Below are 14,130 nucleotides of genomic sequence, written 5' to 3' on the forward strand. Positions count from 1 at the left end.
CCCGCGTGACATGCCCCTCAAAGATTTTTCAGCGCAGCCCGAATTTTTTCTGCGGCGGCCGCCAGATCCTCGGGCTTGGCCATCTCGCTGGCCGGTGGCTTCATCGTAACGCCGTCATGGCGCGGGATGACGTGGACGTGCAGATGGAAGACGACCTGGCCGCCGGCGCTCTCGTTGAACTGCTGCACGGTGATGCCGTCGGCAGCGAAGGCGGCCATCTGCGCCCGGGCGATGCGCTGGGCGATTCCCGCGACATAGCCGAGGTCGCCCTGATCGATGTCGAGGAGGTTGCGGGCCGGATTCTTCGGGATGACCAGCGTGTGGCCGGCCGCGCGCGGCATGATGTCGAGGAAGGCAAGCGCCCGGTCGTCCTCATAGACGCGGTGTGCCGGCAGTTCGCCGCGCAGGATCTTGGCGAAGATGTTATTGGGATCATAGGCGGTCATCGCGCAGGTTCCGGTCGTTGAGGGGTCAGATGTCGCCAGCCTTGCGGAAGGGGCTCTCCTGCGCAAGCGCAGCCACTGCAGAGCTGATCTCACGGCGCTCGCCGGGCAGATAGGCGGCAACGGCGCGGGCAAGGCCGGGATCGGCGAGGAGATGGGCCGAGCGAGTGATCACCGGGCGGTAGCCGCGCGCGAGCTTGTGCTCGCCCTGGGCGCCGGCCTCGACGCGGACGAGCTTGTGCGCGATCGCGTAGTCGATGGCCTGATGGTAGCAGAGCTCGAAATGCAGGAAGGGGTGATCCTCGATACAGCCCCAGTTCCGGCCATAGAGCGTGTTGCCGCCACGGAAATTGATAGCGCCGGCGATGTTGCGGCCGGCGCGGCGGGCGAGCATCAGCACGACGCGCTCGCCCATGCGCTGCCCGATTTCCGAGAAGAAGCGGCGGTTGAGATAGGGCCGCCCCCATTTGCGTGAGCCGGTGTCCTCGTAGAACGCGTGGAAATCGTCCCAGACGCTTTCGGTGAGCTCGGAACCGGAGAGCACCGCGACCTCGATGCCGGCGGAGAGGGCCTCGCGCCGCTCGCGCTTCAGCGCCTTGCGCTTGCGCGAGGCGAGCGTGCCGAGGAAGTCGTCATAACTGGCGAAGCCCTGGTTCTGCCAATGGAACTGGATGTCGTGGCGTTCGAGAAAACCTGCCTCGAGCAGCGCCGTCATGTCCGGCTCCTGCGCGAAGGTGACATGGATCGACGAGCCGCGGACCTGCTCGCGAAGTGCGTCCAGTCCGGCGATCAGGGCTTCGCGTGCCTCGCTCGCCTGAGCCCCCTCGGCGACGAGCAGGCGCGGGCCGGTGGCGGGCGTGAACGGGGCCGCGACCTGGATCTTCGGATAGTAGCGGCCGCCGGCGCGCATATAGGCCTCGGCCCAGCTCTGGTCGAAGACGTATTCGCCCTGGCTATGGCCCTTCACGAAGGACGGCGCGGCGGCGATCAGGCGGTCGTTCGCATCTTCGACCAGGAGATAGGCCGGCGACCAGCCGGTGCGGCCGCCGACGCAGCCGCTCTCTTCCAGCGCGCGCAAAAAGGCGTGCGAAACGAAGGGGTTGTCCGGGTCTGCTTGAGAGATTGAATCCGCTTGCTCGGATGCCGATTCAAGCGGCCGGCCGGCGCCCGGATTGGCGCAGGCGTCCCAGTCTGTGGCCGGGACGCTTTTCAGCGAGGTGACGACGCGGACTCGGAGAGTTTCGCGCGCGCCGGTTTCGCTCAAGGCAGAAAGCCCTCGAAGACCATCTGGTCGGCATGCTCGGCAGCGCGGGCGCGATCGTCCGGCGTGCGCACCGTCCAGCTCATCAGCGGCAGGCCCAGCGCCTTGCGGCAGAGAAAGGGCGCGGCGCTCGGCAGGTCGGCGACCTTCCAGGAGACGAAGTCAGGCCGGCTCTCCTCGAAGTGCAGGAGGTTGGCGAGCGCGTGCTTCTGCGAAGCCGAGAGATGGTCGTAATCGGCATAGCCGTATTCGTTCATCGCGACGATGCCGCGGGCGAAGCCGGGCGCGAGCTCGCGGAAGGCGGCGACGATCACCGGATCGAAGGATTTCAGCACGATCGGCTGGCCCTTGTGACCGGCGAGGATCTCAGCGGTGCGCTTGGCCAAGCGCAGGTCGCCGTCGAAACGGCTCTTCACCTCGATCACCAGGGGTGTCTGGCCGCCGATGGCGTCGAGGAAGGCGGTCAGCGTCGGAATACGGTCGCTCGCGCCCTTCAGGCCGATCTGCGCGAGCTCGGCAACCTTGCGAGCATCGACGCGGCCGGTCTCGGCGGTGAGCCGGTCGAGAACGAAGTCGTGGAAGACGACCGCATCCTCATCGGCGCTGAGCTGGACGTCGCATTCGATGGCGAAGTTGCCGGCGATCGCGCCCGCGGCCGCCGAGAGCGAGTTCTCGATCACGCCGCCGGCGGCATCGTGCAGGCCACGATGCGCGATCGGGCGGGCGGTGAGCCAGGCTTCCGCCTTCATCAGGCGATCTCGAACATGGCTTCGACCTCGACGGCGGCGTCGGCCGGCAGGTTGGCGACACCGACGGTCGAGCGGGCATGGCGGCCGGCATCGCCGAGAACCTCGACCATGAAGTCGGAAGCGCCGTTCATGATCGCCGGCAGGGCGGCGAAATGCGGTGCGGCGTTGATGAAGCCGCCGAGGCGGACGCAGCGCACGATCCGGCCGAGATCGCCGCCGAGCGCCGCCTTGGCCTGGGCGAGGACGTTGATGGCGCAGAGCTTGGCCGCCTCGAGCCCGGCCTCGTTGAATATCTCGGCGCCGAGCTTGCCCTTGTGCGCGTCGGAGAGCTTGCCATCGAGGCCGAAGCAGATCTGGCCGGAGATGATCAGCAGGTTGCCGGTGATGACATAGGGCACATAGTTCGCGACCGGGGCGGCCGGGGCGGGCAGGGTGATGCCGAGGGCGGCGAGCTTGGTGTCGACAGCGTTCATCGGAGGGCTCCTGACCGGATCTGAACAGGAGCCTTTCATCGCCGATGCCAAGCCGGGTCGCAAGCGCGACGCGGCTTGGCCGATGTGCCTGCCGAGCAGGGCGGATCAGGCGGCGTCGGCACGCACCGTGCGATAGCGCTCGGCGGGCCGGTTGCGCGAGAGATTGGGGCCGAGCGCCAGCCGCGCCGCGCTGTAGCGCTCGAAATCGGCCGGATCGGGCAGCGACGGTATCGTGACGAGCTCGCCCTGGTCGAAGCCGGCCAGCGCCGCATCGACCATGTCGTCGACCTCCATCACCATCTCGGGCGGGAAGCCGTCGACATTGACGCCTGCCCGGGCCCAGATCTCGGTGCGGGTGGCTCCCGGCAACACGGCGTGGACGCGGACGCCGGCCGCCTCGAGCTCCTTCTGCAATGAGAGGCTGAGGTTCAGCACATAGGCCTTGGTGCCGCTGTAGCTGCCGTTGAACAGCTCCGGCGCGAGCGCCAGCACCGAGGCGATGTTGATGATGGCGCCCTGCTTGCGGGCGGCGAAGTTGCGGGCGGCTGCGGCGGCGAGGCGGGTCGGTGCGATGACATTGAGCTCGATCATGGTCTGGAAGCGGTCGATATCGCCTTCGACCAGTGTCCCGGCGACGGACATGCCGGCATTGTTGACCAGCACGGTCAGGCTCTCGTCCTCGCGCAGGCGCTGCTCGACGAAAGCGAGATCCGCCTTGGCTGTCAGATCGGCCTTGAGCCATTCGACCTTGCGGCCGGTCTCGCGGCCGAGGCGCTCGGCGAGGGCGGAAAGGCGCGCCTCATCGCGGGCGACGAGGATGAGGTCATAGCCACGGCGGGCCAATCTGTCGGCGTAGACGGCACCTATCCCGGTCGATGCGCCGGTGATGAGGGCGGTGCCGAGCTGCTGCGTAACCATGTCCATCTCCTGTTCGGGTTCGACATCATGTTATTCATGATAGTCATCATGATTGAATTTAAATGACGATCATCATATAAAGAGTCAAGGCTGGATTTTTCGGATTCTCAGAGGAGCGGGTCGATGCGGGTCAGCCGCGAACAGATGCTGGAGAATCGCGAGCGCATTCTCGAAACGGCGGCGACGCTGTTTCGCGAGCGCGGCTTCGACGGGGTCGGCGTCGCCGATGTGATGAAGGCGGTCGGACTGACCCATGGCGGCTTCTACGGACATTTCGCCTCGAAGGACGAGCTGGCCGCGCAGGCGCTCGGGCGCGCCTTCAGCAATGCCAACAACTGGCTGGAGGAGGCCAAGGCGGCGGAACCGGAGGCGCCTTTGCAGGCGATCGCCAGCCGCTATCTATCGCCGCTGCACCGGGACGATCCCGGACATGGTTGCCCGGTGGCGGCACTCGGTTGCGATATCGCGCGCTTGGGCGAAGCGTCGCGTGCTGTCGCGACGGAGGGTGCGCGCGCGGCGATAACGAGCCTGTCATCCGTCATGCCGGGGACGACCGAAGAGGAGCGGCGAGCCGCAGCCCTTGCGAGTTACGCCACGCTCATCGGAGCGCTCGTGCTGTCCCGGATGGTCGAGGATAAAGCGCTTTCAGAAGAGGTGCTTGCTGCGGCGGGGGCTGCGCTGCGAGCAGAAGCCCCCTAATCGGACGCGCGACGATGCGGGCCGCCTTGTTTGCGCCATTGCCGCAATGCACCTAGATTCGCAGGGCTGCAGTTCGACTTAAGCAGAGCGCGAATCGAGGATCGGCATGAAGACGTATCGCGGCGGGATCGCAGGCCTGGCGGTGATGGCGGCTGCGGGAGCTTGGGCTCAGAGCCCGACAGATCGCGTCGTGCTGGTGCCACATCGGGCGGTCTATGATCTCGTTCTCGACGACGGCAAGCCGTCGCGCGACATCACCACGGCGCGCGGCCGCATCGCCTTCGACTTCTCCGGCGACGCCTGCGACGGCTATGCGCTTTCCTTCCGCCAGGTCACGGAACTGACCAGCGAAGGCGGGCCGCGCGTCATCGATGCCCGCACCACGAGCTTCGAGGAAGGCGACGCCAAGAGCTACCGCTTCAAGACCGAGAGCTCGGCCGCCGGTGCGCCCGCCGACATCGTCGATGGCACGGCCAAGAAGGGCGAGGCCGGCTATGAGGTCAGCTTGCGCGCGCCCAAGGCCGAGATGCATCGCGAGGCGAGCGCAGCGATGTTCCCGAACGAGCAGATGAAGGCGGTGATCAAGGCGGCGCGGGCCGGGCAGAACACCTTCAACGTCCGCCTCTATGATGGCGCCAATTCCGGCAAGGACGTCTACGACACGCTCTCGGTGATCGGCCGGAAGATTGCGACGCCCGCCACCGAGGCGCCGCTGCGGAAGCCGGAATTCGAAAAGCTCGCCCGCTGGCCGGTGACGATCTCCTATTTCAAGGTCGGTTCGGGTGAGAGCACCCCGGCCTATACCGTCTCCTTCGAGCTCTATGAGAACGGTGTTACCGGCGCGATCCGGCTCGATTACGGCTCGTTCGCACTGCGCGGCACGCTCACGCGTCTGGATCTGCTTCCGGCGACCGAGTGCGCGAAGTAGCGCGGCGGGTATCGCGCAGCGACAGGCCCTTTTCGATCGCGGCGTCGCCGAATTTGGCACGCACCGCGTCGAGCGCGCTTTCCATCGCTTTCAGCTTCGGCGTCTGCAGGTCGGCGAGATCGCCGCGGTCGGCCTCGGCCGGATCGGAGAAGTCGCTCATGCCGATGCCGATCAGCCGATAGCGCGGCCCGGTGCATTCGCGTTTGAGCAGGTCGCGCCCCGCGGAAAAGAGACGCGCCGCGAGTTGGCTCGGCTCGGGCAGGCGGACGGCGCGGGTGATGAGGTGGAAATCATGGGTCTTGAGCTTGAGGGTGACGGTGCGCCCGGCGAGCTCCTGTGTCTTCAGGCGCCGCGAGGTCTTCTCGCAGAGGCGCCAGAGGATCGGTTCCAGCTCCTCGAAGCGCGCGAGATCGACATCGAGCGTCGTTTCGGATGAGACGGTCTTGGCCTCGTGCTCGACCGTGACCTTGCGCGGGTCGATGCCGAGCGCGAGGTTTTTCAGGCGCGGCCCGTCCTTGCCGACCAGCCGATAGAGCGTGGCGATCTCGGCCTTGGCGAGGTCGCCAATGGTGCGAAAGCCCGATTGCGCCAGCTTCGCCGCGCCCGCCTGGCCGACGCCCGGGATCATGCCGACCGGCTTCTGGGCGAGGAAGGCGACAGCCTCGGCCTCACCGATGATCGAGAAGCCGCGGGGCTTGTCGAGATCGGAGGCGACCTTGGCCAGGAACTTGGCGTAGGACAGCCCGACCGAGATGGTGATGCCGATCTCGTCCTCGATCCTGCGCTGGAAGCGGGCAAGCGTGACGGCCGGGCTGGCGTGGTGGAGGCGTTCGGTGCCGCCGAGATCGAGGAAGGCCTCGTCGATCGAGATCGGCTCGACCAGCGGCGTCAATTCCTGCATCAGCTTGCGGACCTGGCGGCCGACGGCGACGTATTTCGCCATGTTCGGCTTGACCACGACCGCTTCAGGGCAGGCCTTCAGCGCCTTGAACATCGGCATGGCCGAGCGCACGCCTGACATGCGGGCAATGTAGCAGCAGGTCGAGACCACGCCGCGCTTGCCGCCGCCGACGATCACCGGCTTGTCGAGCAGGCTGGGGTCGTCGCGCTTCTCGATCGCGGCATAGAAGGCGTCGCAATCGATATGGGCGAGATGGAGGCTGTCGCGCTCGGCATGGCGCAGCAGCCGCGGCGAACCGCAGGCCGGGCAGCGGCGCAGACCGGGCGGTGAACGCGCCTCGTCATGATCCTGCAGGCAATCGCGGCAGAGCACCCGGCCTGAGCTGGTGGCGTCCGCCGACAAGGTCATGGCTCGAAGGCTTCGGGGGGGCCGGCGAGGATTTCGCGCGCTTGCGCGACGATCTCCGGATTCAGGCTTAAGTTTCCGGCAAACTCCAGCAGCAGCGAATCGCTGGCGCAGAGATGGTCGAGCACGCCCAGAAGGAAGCCAGGCTCCTGCGCGGCGCTGCGCAAGGTGGCCGGGCCGAGCCCGGTGACAGCAAGGAACGGCTCCAGCCGTTCAGGCTCGGATGCCAGGAAGGCGAGGGCCTTCAGTGCGAGCGTCTCGGCTTCCTCGCTGGTGATCGGGTGCGGCATGGCTATCTATCTATGACCGACGAGTCTGGTTTCAGGTTTGCGTTTCGTCAACGGCTCGCATGCTAAAGCTAGCACTGAACGCGGCCGCCGGCCCGGGAAATCCGTCTGATTGGATGCCTGGCGGGGCGGCCTTGGGGGACAGATGACAAAGACGGTTCTGATCGTCGAGGACAATGAGCTCAACATGAAGCTCTTCAACGACCTGTTGGAGGCCCATGGCTATGCGACGCTCAAGACGGCCGACGGCATCGAGGCGATCGAGCTCGCCCGTACGCACCGGCCCGACCTGATCCTGATGGACATCCAGCTGCCCGAGGTCTCGGGGTTGGAGGTAACGAAGTGGATCAAGGAGGACGACGCGCTCAAGTCGATTCCGGTGATCGCGGTCACCGCCTTCGCGATGAAGGGCGACGAGGAGCGTATCCGCGAGGGTGGCTGCGAGGCCTATATCTCGAAGCCGATCTCGGTGGGGAAGTTCCTGGAAACTGTTCGCGCCTATCTCGGCACGGCCTGAGGGGAAGCGCTGAACCATGTCAGCCCGGGTCCTGGTCGTCGACGATATCCCCGCGAATGTGAAACTGCTCGAAGCCAAGCTCAACGCCGAGTATTTCGATGTCGCCACCGCGACGAACGGGATCGAGGCGCTGGCGATCTGCGAGCGCGGTGAGGCGGATATCGTCCTGCTCGACGTGATGATGCCGGGCATGAACGGCTTCGAAGTCTGCCGCCGGCTGAAGAACAGCGCGACCACGGCCCATATCCCGGTCGTCATGGTGACGGCGCTCGACCAGCCGAGCGACCGGCTGAAGGGCCTCGATGCCGGCGCCGACGATTTCCTGACCAAGCCGATCGACGACACCGCGCTGTTTGCGCGCGTGCGCAGCCTCGTCCGGCTCAAATCGGTCACCGATGAATTGCGCCAGCGCGCGCTCGCCTCGCGTCAGCTCGGCATTGCCGATCCGCTCGCGGCGGCGGCGGCCGAGACCGGGCTCAATGGCCGCGTCCTTCTGATCGAGGACAGGCCCCTGGTCGCCCAGAGGCTGGTCCAGGCGCTCTCGGCCTTCCATTCGATCGAGACCGAGCCGGATGCGCAGGCGGCGCTCACCCGCGCTGCCGAAGGCGATTTCGAGATCGTGCTGGTGAGCCTCGACCTGCAAAACTATGACGGCCTGCGACTGTGCAGCCAGCTGCGCTCGCTCGAGCGGACCCGCAATCTGTCAGTGCTCCTGCTCGGCGAGGCTGAAGACCGGGCCCGTGTGCTGCGCGGCCTCGAGATCGGCGCGCATGACTTCCTGGTTCGGCCGATCGACCGGAACGAATTGCTGGCGCGCGCCCGGACGCTGGTTCGCCGCAAGCGCTTCGCCGAGCGGCTGCGCGACAGCGTGCAGTCCTCGATGGAGATGGCCGTGATGGACCAGCTCACCGGCCTGCATAATCGCCGCTATCTCGACAGCAGGCTTACGGTGCTGTTCGACGAGTCGGCGCTCCGGGCCAGGGCGCTCTCGTTGCTCGTGCTCGACGTCGATCGCTTCAAGGTGGTCAACGACAGCTGGGGCCACGACGCCGGCGACGAGGTGCTGCGCGAGTTCGCCGACCGCATTCGCGCCTGCACGCGCGGCATCGACCTGGTGGCGCGCATGGGCGGCGAGGAGGTCGTCGTCGTCCTGCCCGATACGGCGCTCGATGCGGCCCAGGCGGTGGCAGAGCGGATCCGCAAGCGGGTCGAGGGCGAGCCCTTCCAGATCCAGCGCGGGCAGAGGTCGATCACGGTGACCGTGTCGATCGGGGTCGCCAGCCGGCGCGCAGGCGATGCCGGGCCGGTCCAGATGATGAAGCGGGCCGACGAGGCGGTGTACCGGGCTAAGGCCGCTGGTCGCAACCGCGTCATTGTCGCGAGCGCCGCCTGAAGGGTAGGGGTGCCTGGCCGGTAAGGTTTCCAAGTAGGGTTAAGTTTCGATGAATATTGGTGAATCAATCGGATTCGATTGATTCGAGAGGGCTTCCACGTAGGGTGATTTCCACGAGAACGGCTGCTTGAGCGGCCGTCCGGAATGCCCTTCGGAAGCCCAGGTTCCGCCGCATCTCCTGGGTTACCGCTGGGCTCGGCCGGTCGATGGCGGGATCCTGGCCTCCTCAGCCCCGTCGTCGGCCGGCCACCTCATTCTCCGGTGGGTTTGGCTCGCAGCCTGTATCAGCGCCGATAGCGCTCGATCAGCTCCGGCAGCCAGTAACCGAGCAGGCCAAAGCCGGCGAGCAGCAGTAGAAGAAGAAGGGCGGCGCGCAGACGATGCGTCCAGCGGCGCGACTCGTCGACCTCGACGATCAGGCGCAGGAAGCCGCGCAGCAGTCCGCTCGGGCGCGGATGCGGTTCTGCTGGATCAGGATGGCTGTCCAAGACGGTGCTCCCGCAGGCATGGCTGCGCCATGTCGCTTGGCGAATGTATAAGATCGGCGACCGAGCCGCCAGCGACGCCGCACGACCGGCGGGTTCCCCTCGTGTTGATGGTTTCGGGGCGCCATTTTTCAGCGAATACTGGCCAAAAATTGAGCGTCAGCCTGGTGTAAGACCTCATTAACCGTCGTTGTCTCATGCTAACCTAGTAACGATTCGCATGCCCTGCTATTCGGCTGCGAAGATGCTGGCCTGACATCCTCGCCAAGGAGCGACCCATGCGTCTCATCGCATCGGCGCTCTGCCTCGCGATGCTGCCGTGGGGCGGAGGGCCTGTCTACGCGCATAGTTGGTACCCGTACGATTGCTGCAGCGACCGGGATTGCTGGCCGATGGGCCTGGATGCCGATGCGAAAGAACCGGATCCACGCATCGTTCCGGGCGGGTATCTCACCCATGACGGACATTTCGTGCCGGAGCAGGCAACGCGCGTCTCAAGGGATGGGCGCTTCCACGTCTGCCGCAGCGGCGGGATGCTTACGGGAACAGTGATCGCGCCGTCGCAGAGGCCATTCTGCCTGTTCGTGCCGAAGCCGGCGTTCTGAAGCCAGCGTTTCGGAAGGCAGACATGAAAAAGCCGCCGGAAACCGGCGGCTCTTCGAATCGGATCAAGCGCTTAGGGCGAAGCCCTTACTTGATCTTGGTTTCCTTGAACTCGACGTGCTTGCGCGCGACCGGGTCGTACTTCTTCTTCGACATCTTCTCGGTCATCGTACGCGAGTTCTTCTTGGTCACGTAGAAGTACCCGGTGTCCGCGGTCGAGATGAGCTTGATCTTGATGGTCACGGCCTTGGCCATGGCGGAGCCCTCGATACAGATGGGGCCGCCGTCGGCCCGCGCAAAAAACAAAATGGCCGGGCGAGCCCGGCAATCCGATGGGCGGGAAATGCCGTATCGGCGGTGGCAAGTCAAGGAATATCGGGCAGGGGATAAGGATTTTCCGCTGCCCGATGGAGTCAGAGCAGCTCGCGCACGAAGCTGCCGCGCTTCTCCCAATAGAACGGCACCGGCAGATGCTGGCCGAATCCAGCCTTCAGCCGCTCCTCGACCTCGGCGATGATCACTTTGGTGATGGTCGGCAGGTCGAGCTCACGGGCCTCGTCGAAGGTGACGGAGACGAGATCGACGAGTTCCGAATCAGGGCCGATAACGTCCTCGACCTTGGCGGCAACGGCGCGGGCATCGACCGCGAAGAAACGCGTGTCGAAGCGCTTGGGCCGCCGCGGCGGTGTGATGGCGCGAGCAACGAAGGTGATGGCGCCGAGGTCGGGGAAGACGCCCTTGGCGGCGAAGTCGGCCCAGACGCCCTCGGGCGGGTTTTCAGGCGCGCCGTAATCGGCGCTGCCGAAAAGCAGCCCAGTCTCCTCGAAGGTCTCGCGAATCGCGGCCAGCGCCAGAGCGCGGCCACGCTGGATGCTCGGGCGGACGCAGCGGGCGAGCAGGCGCTGCTCGCAGGGGCCCGAGAGCGTGCCGCTCGCGGCCATGCGGCGGTCGCCCGTCTCGATGCGCCCGCCCGGGAAGACGTACTTGCCCGGCATGAATTTGTGGCCGGCATGGCGCTTGCCCATCAGCACCCTGGGCTTCTTCCCGGAATGATCGAGGATCAGCATGGTCGCCGCATCGCGCGGGCGCAGGTTGACCGCGGTGCGGGCCCGCTCGGCCTGCGTCAGGGTGACCGTATGGTCGCTCATCGGCCCCCCACGGCCTTCATCGCGGGCTGGCGTTCGGGCTTGGGCATGGCGCCGCCGAAGCCGTGCATGCGCATGGCCCATTGCAGGCCGATGACCGCGCCCTTCGCCGGCTGCATCAGGGCGAGGCTGAGCAGCACGGTCAGCGGCAGCCAGACCCAGAGGTGCATGGCGATCGACCAGTTGCTGTACTTTTCCGCCAGCAGGATGCCGCCGACCACGACATGGCCGACGATGGTGATGACGATATAGGGCGGCAGGTCGTCAGCGCGCTGGTGGTGCAGCGTCTCGCCGCAAGCCTCGCAGGAATCGACCGGCTTCAGGAAGGCGCGGAAGAGCCGGCCCTCGCCGCAATGCGGGCAGCGGCCGAAGAGGCCGCGACGCATAGCCTGACGCCAGTCGCGGGCCTGGACCGGCTTGGGTTGGTGACAATGTATGGACATGGGATGTCTTCGTTATGCGGGGCGTCAGCGTTTGCGGCCCGATCGTTTGGGCGGGGGGCGGCCCTGCTTTCGCCCCATAGGTAAAGCAGGCCGTGACCTTTTGCCAGAGCGGTCGGATGTCGCGGGTCTGCCCTCGGTGAGCAACTCGAAGCGAAGGGCGCCGGCGACGGGCGCCGCCTCGACCAGTTTGACATGGACGCGGTCGCCGAGGCGCCAGCTCTCGCCGGTACGATCGCCGACCAGGGCATGGGCGCGCTCGTCATGACGATAATAGTCAGCGCCCAGCGTCGATGCCGGTATGAAGCCGTCGGCGCCGGTGCCGTCGAGCTTGACGAAGAGGCCGGCGCGGTTGAGGCCGGCGATGCGGCCGTCAAAGCTGGAGCCGATCTGGTCGGCGAGGAAATGGGCGATCAGCCGGTCGGTGGTCTCGCGCTCGGCCGCCATGGCGCGGCGCTCGGCCGCCGAGATCCGGGTCGCGACCTCGCGTAGTTCGGCAAGCGTCGTCGCTTTCGGCAGGCCGTCATCGCCGAGCTTCAGCGCCGCGACCAAAGCGCGGTGCACGATCAGGTCGGCATAGCGGCGGATCGGCGAGGTGAAATGGGCATAGCGGCGCAGGTTGAGGCCGAAATGCCCGTAATTCTCGGCGACGTATTCGGCCTGCGCCTGGGTGCGCAGCACGACCTCGTTAAGTAGGAGCTCGTTCTCCGAGCCCTTGATCATGGCGAGGATGCGGTTGAACAGCACTGGCCTGAGCGCGCCGTCCTTGGGCAGCTTGATGCTGATCGAGGCCAGCACCTCGCCGAGCGCCCGCATCTTCTCGAGCGAGGGCTCGTCATGGCAGCGATAGATCAGATGGCTGCTCGCCTTCTCCAGGGTCTCGGCGGCAGCGACGTTGGCGAGGATCATGAACTCCTCGATCAGCCGGTGCGCGGCCAGCCGCTCGGGCACGATCACGCGGGTGACCTTGCCGTTGGCATCGAGCACGAGCTTGCGCTCGGGCAGATCGAGATCGAGCGGTTGGCGGGCATCGCGGGCCCGCGCCGCCGAGCCATAGGCCGCCCAGAGCGGCATCAGGATGCTGTCGCGGATCGGGGCGGTGAGGTCGTCCGGCTTGCCGTCGATCGCGGCCTGGGTCTGCTGGTAGGAGAGCTTCGCCGCCGAGCGCATCATGATGCGGTGGAAGGAATGGCTTTTCTTGCTGCCGTCGGCCTTGAGGATCAGGCGGACGGCCAGCGCCGGCCGGTCTTCGCCGCCGCGCAGCGAGCAGAGATCATTCGAGATCCGCTCGGGCAGCATCGGCACGACGCGGTCGGGGAAATAGACCGAATTGCCGCGCTCCAGCGCCTCGCGGTCGAGCGCCGAGCCGGGCCGGATGTATGAGGCGACGTCGGCGATGGCGACGGTGACGATGTGGCCGCCGGGATTGTCCGGGTCGTCATCCGGCGCGGCGTGGACCGCATCGTCATGATCCTTGGCGTCGGCCGGATCGATGGTGATCAGCGGCAAGGCGCGCCAGTCCTCACGGCCGGCGAGCGTGGCGGGCTTGGCTGCCTCCGCTTCGGCGAGTGTTGCCGGCGAGAACTCGTTTGGAATGCCGTGGGCATGGATCGCGATCAGCGAGACCGCGCGCTCGGATTTCAGCGAACCGAGCCGCTCGCGCACCCTGGCCTGGGGCGGGCCGAAACGGCTCTCGCGGGCGAAGGAGACCGAGACGAGATCGCCATCCTCGGCATTGGCGGTTTGCCCCTTTGGAATAATCGCCTCGCGTCCCTGCGCCTTCTTGTCGACGGGGATGAGCCGGCCGGAGCCGTCGGGGAGGGCGCGAAAGATGCCGAGCACCTGCGCCTTGGCCTTGCCCATCACCTTGAGGGCGCGGCCGGACCATTGGTAGCCTTCGACGCCGCGCAGCTTAGTCAGCTTGAGCAGGACATGGTCGCCGACGCCCGGGGCCGCCGCAGCCGCGGTCTTCGGCTGGCGGCGCATGTCGCGCTGACGCTCGAGCAGGATTTTCGGCGCCTCGCCCTGATCGGCCTCGTTCCATTCGAGTGGGACGGCGATGAGGTCGCCCTCGCGGTCGCGCGTCTTGACCTCGCAGAGCAGGACGGCAGGCAGAGCGGAATGCGGCTTGACCGGCCCGGTTCCGCCGTTCTCCTCCAGCTCGAGCTCGCGCAGCAGGCGCTTCAGCCAGATCTTGCCGCCACCGTCGAGCTGGAAGGCCTTGGCGATGTCGCGTCGGCCGGGCTCGCGGCCGGCGGCGCGTTCCTCCTCGATGAAGGCGAGGATGGCGTCGCGGGAGAGGTCGGAATCAGGACGGGACAAAAGCTCGGGCCTCGTCAGCAGCGGCTGGGCGCGAAGGACATGGGAGGTTTCTGCCATGCCATGGCCGGGCGCGCCAGAACGGCCTGTGCAGAACTCCCGCCCGAAACGGAGAAGGGCTGCCCTTGCGGGCAGCCCTTCCATTGCCGAACCGCAGCCCCGGT

At 66.6% G+C, this 14,130-nt stretch carries 17 protein-coding genes; 5 read left to right on the forward strand and 12 right to left on the reverse strand.

What is annotated here, in order from left to right:
- Positions 1-17 precede the first annotated feature (17 nt).
- The 5 genes from ACSQ3M_RS02500 to ACSQ3M_RS02520 form a co-directional block, all read right to left on the reverse strand.
- Positions 18-446 (reverse strand): HIT family protein, encoded by a 429-nt coding sequence (locus tag ACSQ3M_RS02500; RefSeq protein WP_436148486.1) that lies wholly within the window; start codon positions 444-446, stop codon positions 18-20.
- Between the two features lie 25 nt (positions 447-471).
- On the reverse strand, positions 472-1,707 hold the full coding sequence (locus ACSQ3M_RS02505) for a GNAT family N-acetyltransferase (RefSeq protein ID WP_436148487.1): 1,236 nt from the start codon (positions 1,705-1,707) through the stop codon (positions 472-474).
- Positions 1,704-2,453, reverse strand: coding sequence for a glycerophosphodiester phosphodiesterase family protein (locus ACSQ3M_RS02510; RefSeq protein WP_436148488.1), 750 nt, complete (start codon positions 2,451-2,453; stop codon positions 1,704-1,706). The genes ACSQ3M_RS02505 and ACSQ3M_RS02510 overlap by 4 nt, the downstream gene beginning before the upstream one ends.
- Complete coding sequence (locus ACSQ3M_RS02515) at positions 2,453-2,926, reverse strand: RidA family protein (protein WP_126110682.1); 474 nt, start codon at positions 2,924-2,926, stop codon at positions 2,453-2,455. Before ACSQ3M_RS02515 ends, ACSQ3M_RS02510 begins: the two co-directional genes overlap by 1 nt.
- 105 nt (positions 2,927-3,031) lie before the next feature.
- Positions 3,032-3,844: an SDR family NAD(P)-dependent oxidoreductase gene (locus tag ACSQ3M_RS02520; RefSeq protein WP_436148489.1), complete on the reverse strand. Its 813-nt coding sequence runs from the start codon at positions 3,842-3,844 to the stop codon at positions 3,032-3,034.
- Between the two features lie 123 nt (positions 3,845-3,967).
- Here ACSQ3M_RS02520 and ACSQ3M_RS02525 point away from each other — a divergent pair, with 123 nt between their 5' ends.
- Together ACSQ3M_RS02525 and ACSQ3M_RS02530 are read left to right on the forward strand one after the other, a co-directional pair.
- A complete protein-coding gene (locus tag ACSQ3M_RS02525) occupies positions 3,968-4,543 on the forward strand; it encodes a TetR/AcrR family transcriptional regulator (RefSeq protein WP_436148490.1) in 576 nt (191 codons plus the stop codon).
- Positions 4,544-4,649: 106 nt separating this feature from the next.
- Positions 4,650-5,471: a cell envelope integrity EipB family protein gene (locus ACSQ3M_RS02530; protein WP_436148491.1), complete on the forward strand. Its 822-nt coding sequence runs from the start codon at positions 4,650-4,652 to the stop codon at positions 5,469-5,471.
- Here ACSQ3M_RS02530 and ACSQ3M_RS02535 read toward each other — a convergent pair.
- Both ACSQ3M_RS02535 and ACSQ3M_RS02540 read right to left on the reverse strand, forming a co-directional pair.
- Positions 5,428-6,780 carry a DNA polymerase IV gene (locus ACSQ3M_RS02535; protein ID WP_436148492.1) on the reverse strand — a complete coding sequence of 451 codons (1,353 nt, stop codon included), beginning with the start codon at positions 6,778-6,780 and terminating at the stop codon, positions 5,428-5,430. The genes ACSQ3M_RS02530 and ACSQ3M_RS02535 overlap by 44 nt on opposite strands.
- Positions 6,777-7,067 carry a DUF3572 domain-containing protein gene (locus tag ACSQ3M_RS02540; protein ID WP_436148493.1) on the reverse strand — a complete coding sequence of 97 codons (291 nt, stop codon included), beginning with the start codon at positions 7,065-7,067 and terminating at the stop codon, positions 6,777-6,779. The genes ACSQ3M_RS02535 and ACSQ3M_RS02540 overlap by 4 nt, the downstream gene beginning before the upstream one ends.
- 142 nt (positions 7,068-7,209) lie before the next feature.
- Between ACSQ3M_RS02540 and ACSQ3M_RS02545 the strand changes: the two genes are divergently transcribed.
- The gene (locus tag ACSQ3M_RS02545) at positions 7,210-7,581 is read left to right on the forward strand and encodes a response regulator (protein WP_284170261.1); all 372 of its coding nucleotides are present in this window, start codon (positions 7,210-7,212) and stop codon (positions 7,579-7,581) included.
- A gap of 16 nt (positions 7,582-7,597) precedes the next feature.
- Complete coding sequence (locus ACSQ3M_RS02550; RefSeq protein ID WP_436148494.1) at positions 7,598-8,974, forward strand: PleD family two-component system response regulator; 1,377 nt, start codon at positions 7,598-7,600, stop codon at positions 8,972-8,974.
- Positions 8,975-9,258: 284 nt separating this feature from the next.
- On the opposite strand, the gene ACSQ3M_RS02555 is transcribed toward ACSQ3M_RS02550, so the two are convergent.
- Entirely contained in the window at positions 9,259-9,462 is a 204-nt protein-coding gene (locus ACSQ3M_RS02555) for a hypothetical protein (RefSeq protein ID WP_436148495.1), read from the reverse strand.
- 275 nt (positions 9,463-9,737) lie between these two features.
- Between ACSQ3M_RS02555 and ACSQ3M_RS02560 the strand changes: the two genes are divergently transcribed.
- Complete coding sequence (locus ACSQ3M_RS02560) at positions 9,738-10,064, forward strand: hypothetical protein (protein WP_436148496.1); 327 nt, start codon at positions 9,738-9,740, stop codon at positions 10,062-10,064.
- A gap of 85 nt (positions 10,065-10,149) precedes the next feature.
- On the opposite strand, the gene rpmG is transcribed toward ACSQ3M_RS02560, so the two are convergent.
- From rpmG to rnr, 4 genes are all read right to left on the reverse strand, one after another.
- Positions 10,150-10,317: a 50S ribosomal protein L33 gene (gene rpmG, locus ACSQ3M_RS02565; RefSeq protein ID WP_091828458.1), complete on the reverse strand. Its 168-nt coding sequence runs from the start codon at positions 10,315-10,317 to the stop codon at positions 10,150-10,152.
- 158 nt (positions 10,318-10,475) lie between these two features.
- Positions 10,476-11,210, reverse strand: a complete 735-nt coding sequence (locus ACSQ3M_RS02570) for an NUDIX hydrolase (RefSeq protein WP_436148497.1) — start codon at positions 11,208-11,210, stop codon at positions 10,476-10,478.
- The gene (locus ACSQ3M_RS02575; RefSeq protein WP_436148498.1) at positions 11,207-11,650 is read right to left on the reverse strand and encodes a DUF983 domain-containing protein; all 444 of its coding nucleotides are present in this window, start codon (positions 11,648-11,650) and stop codon (positions 11,207-11,209) included. Before ACSQ3M_RS02575 ends, ACSQ3M_RS02570 begins: the two co-directional genes overlap by 4 nt.
- A 24-nt stretch (positions 11,651-11,674) precedes the next feature.
- Positions 11,675-14,026, reverse strand: coding sequence for a ribonuclease R (gene rnr, locus ACSQ3M_RS02580; protein WP_436148499.1), 2,352 nt, complete (start codon positions 14,024-14,026; stop codon positions 11,675-11,677).
- Between the last annotated feature and the right edge of the window lie 104 nt (positions 14,027-14,130).

This window comes from Allobosea sp. LjRoot90 (assembly GCF_964254315.1).
Taxonomy (GTDB): Bacteria; Pseudomonadota; Alphaproteobacteria; order Rhizobiales; family Beijerinckiaceae; genus Allobosea.

What these genes read in the sequence shown, in the direction of transcription:
- ACSQ3M_RS02500 (WP_436148486.1), bottom strand. Translation starts at nt 446, where the DNA reads ATGACCGCCTATGATCCCAATAACATCTTCGCCAAGATCCTGCGCGGC.
- ACSQ3M_RS02510 (WP_436148488.1), bottom strand. Translation starts at nt 2,453, where the DNA reads ATGAAGGCGGAAGCCTGGCTCACCGCCCGCCCGATCGCGCATCGTGGC.
- ACSQ3M_RS02515 (WP_126110682.1), bottom strand. Translation starts at nt 2,926, where the DNA reads ATGAACGCTGTCGACACCAAGCTCGCCGCCCTCGGCATCACCCTGCCC.
- ACSQ3M_RS02520 (WP_436148489.1), bottom strand. Translation starts at nt 3,844, where the DNA reads ATGGTTACGCAGCAGCTCGGCACCGCCCTCATCACCGGCGCATCGACC.
- ACSQ3M_RS02525 (WP_436148490.1), top strand. Translation starts at nt 3,968, where the DNA reads ATGCGGGTCAGCCGCGAACAGATGCTGGAGAATCGCGAGCGCATTCTC.
- ACSQ3M_RS02530 (WP_436148491.1), top strand. Translation starts at nt 4,650, where the DNA reads ATGAAGACGTATCGCGGCGGGATCGCAGGCCTGGCGGTGATGGCGGCT.
- ACSQ3M_RS02535 (WP_436148492.1), bottom strand. Translation starts at nt 6,780, where the DNA reads ATGACCTTGTCGGCGGACGCCACCAGCTCAGGCCGGGTGCTCTGCCGC.
- ACSQ3M_RS02540 (WP_436148493.1), bottom strand. Translation starts at nt 7,067, where the DNA reads ATGCCGCACCCGATCACCAGCGAGGAAGCCGAGACGCTCGCACTGAAG.
- ACSQ3M_RS02545 (WP_284170261.1), top strand. Translation starts at nt 7,210, where the DNA reads ATGACAAAGACGGTTCTGATCGTCGAGGACAATGAGCTCAACATGAAG.
- ACSQ3M_RS02550 (WP_436148494.1), top strand. Translation starts at nt 7,598, where the DNA reads ATGTCAGCCCGGGTCCTGGTCGTCGACGATATCCCCGCGAATGTGAAA.
- ACSQ3M_RS02560 (WP_436148496.1), top strand. Translation starts at nt 9,738, where the DNA reads ATGCGTCTCATCGCATCGGCGCTCTGCCTCGCGATGCTGCCGTGGGGC.
- rpmG (WP_091828458.1), bottom strand. Translation starts at nt 10,317, where the DNA reads ATGGCCAAGGCCGTGACCATCAAGATCAAGCTCATCTCGACCGCGGAC.
- ACSQ3M_RS02570 (WP_436148497.1), bottom strand. Translation starts at nt 11,210, where the DNA reads ATGAGCGACCATACGGTCACCCTGACGCAGGCCGAGCGGGCCCGCACC.
- ACSQ3M_RS02575 (WP_436148498.1), bottom strand. Translation starts at nt 11,650, where the DNA reads ATGTCCATACATTGTCACCAACCCAAGCCGGTCCAGGCCCGCGACTGG.
- rnr (WP_436148499.1), bottom strand. Translation starts at nt 14,026, where the DNA reads ATGGCAGAAACCTCCCATGTCCTTCGCGCCCAGCCGCTGCTGACGAGG.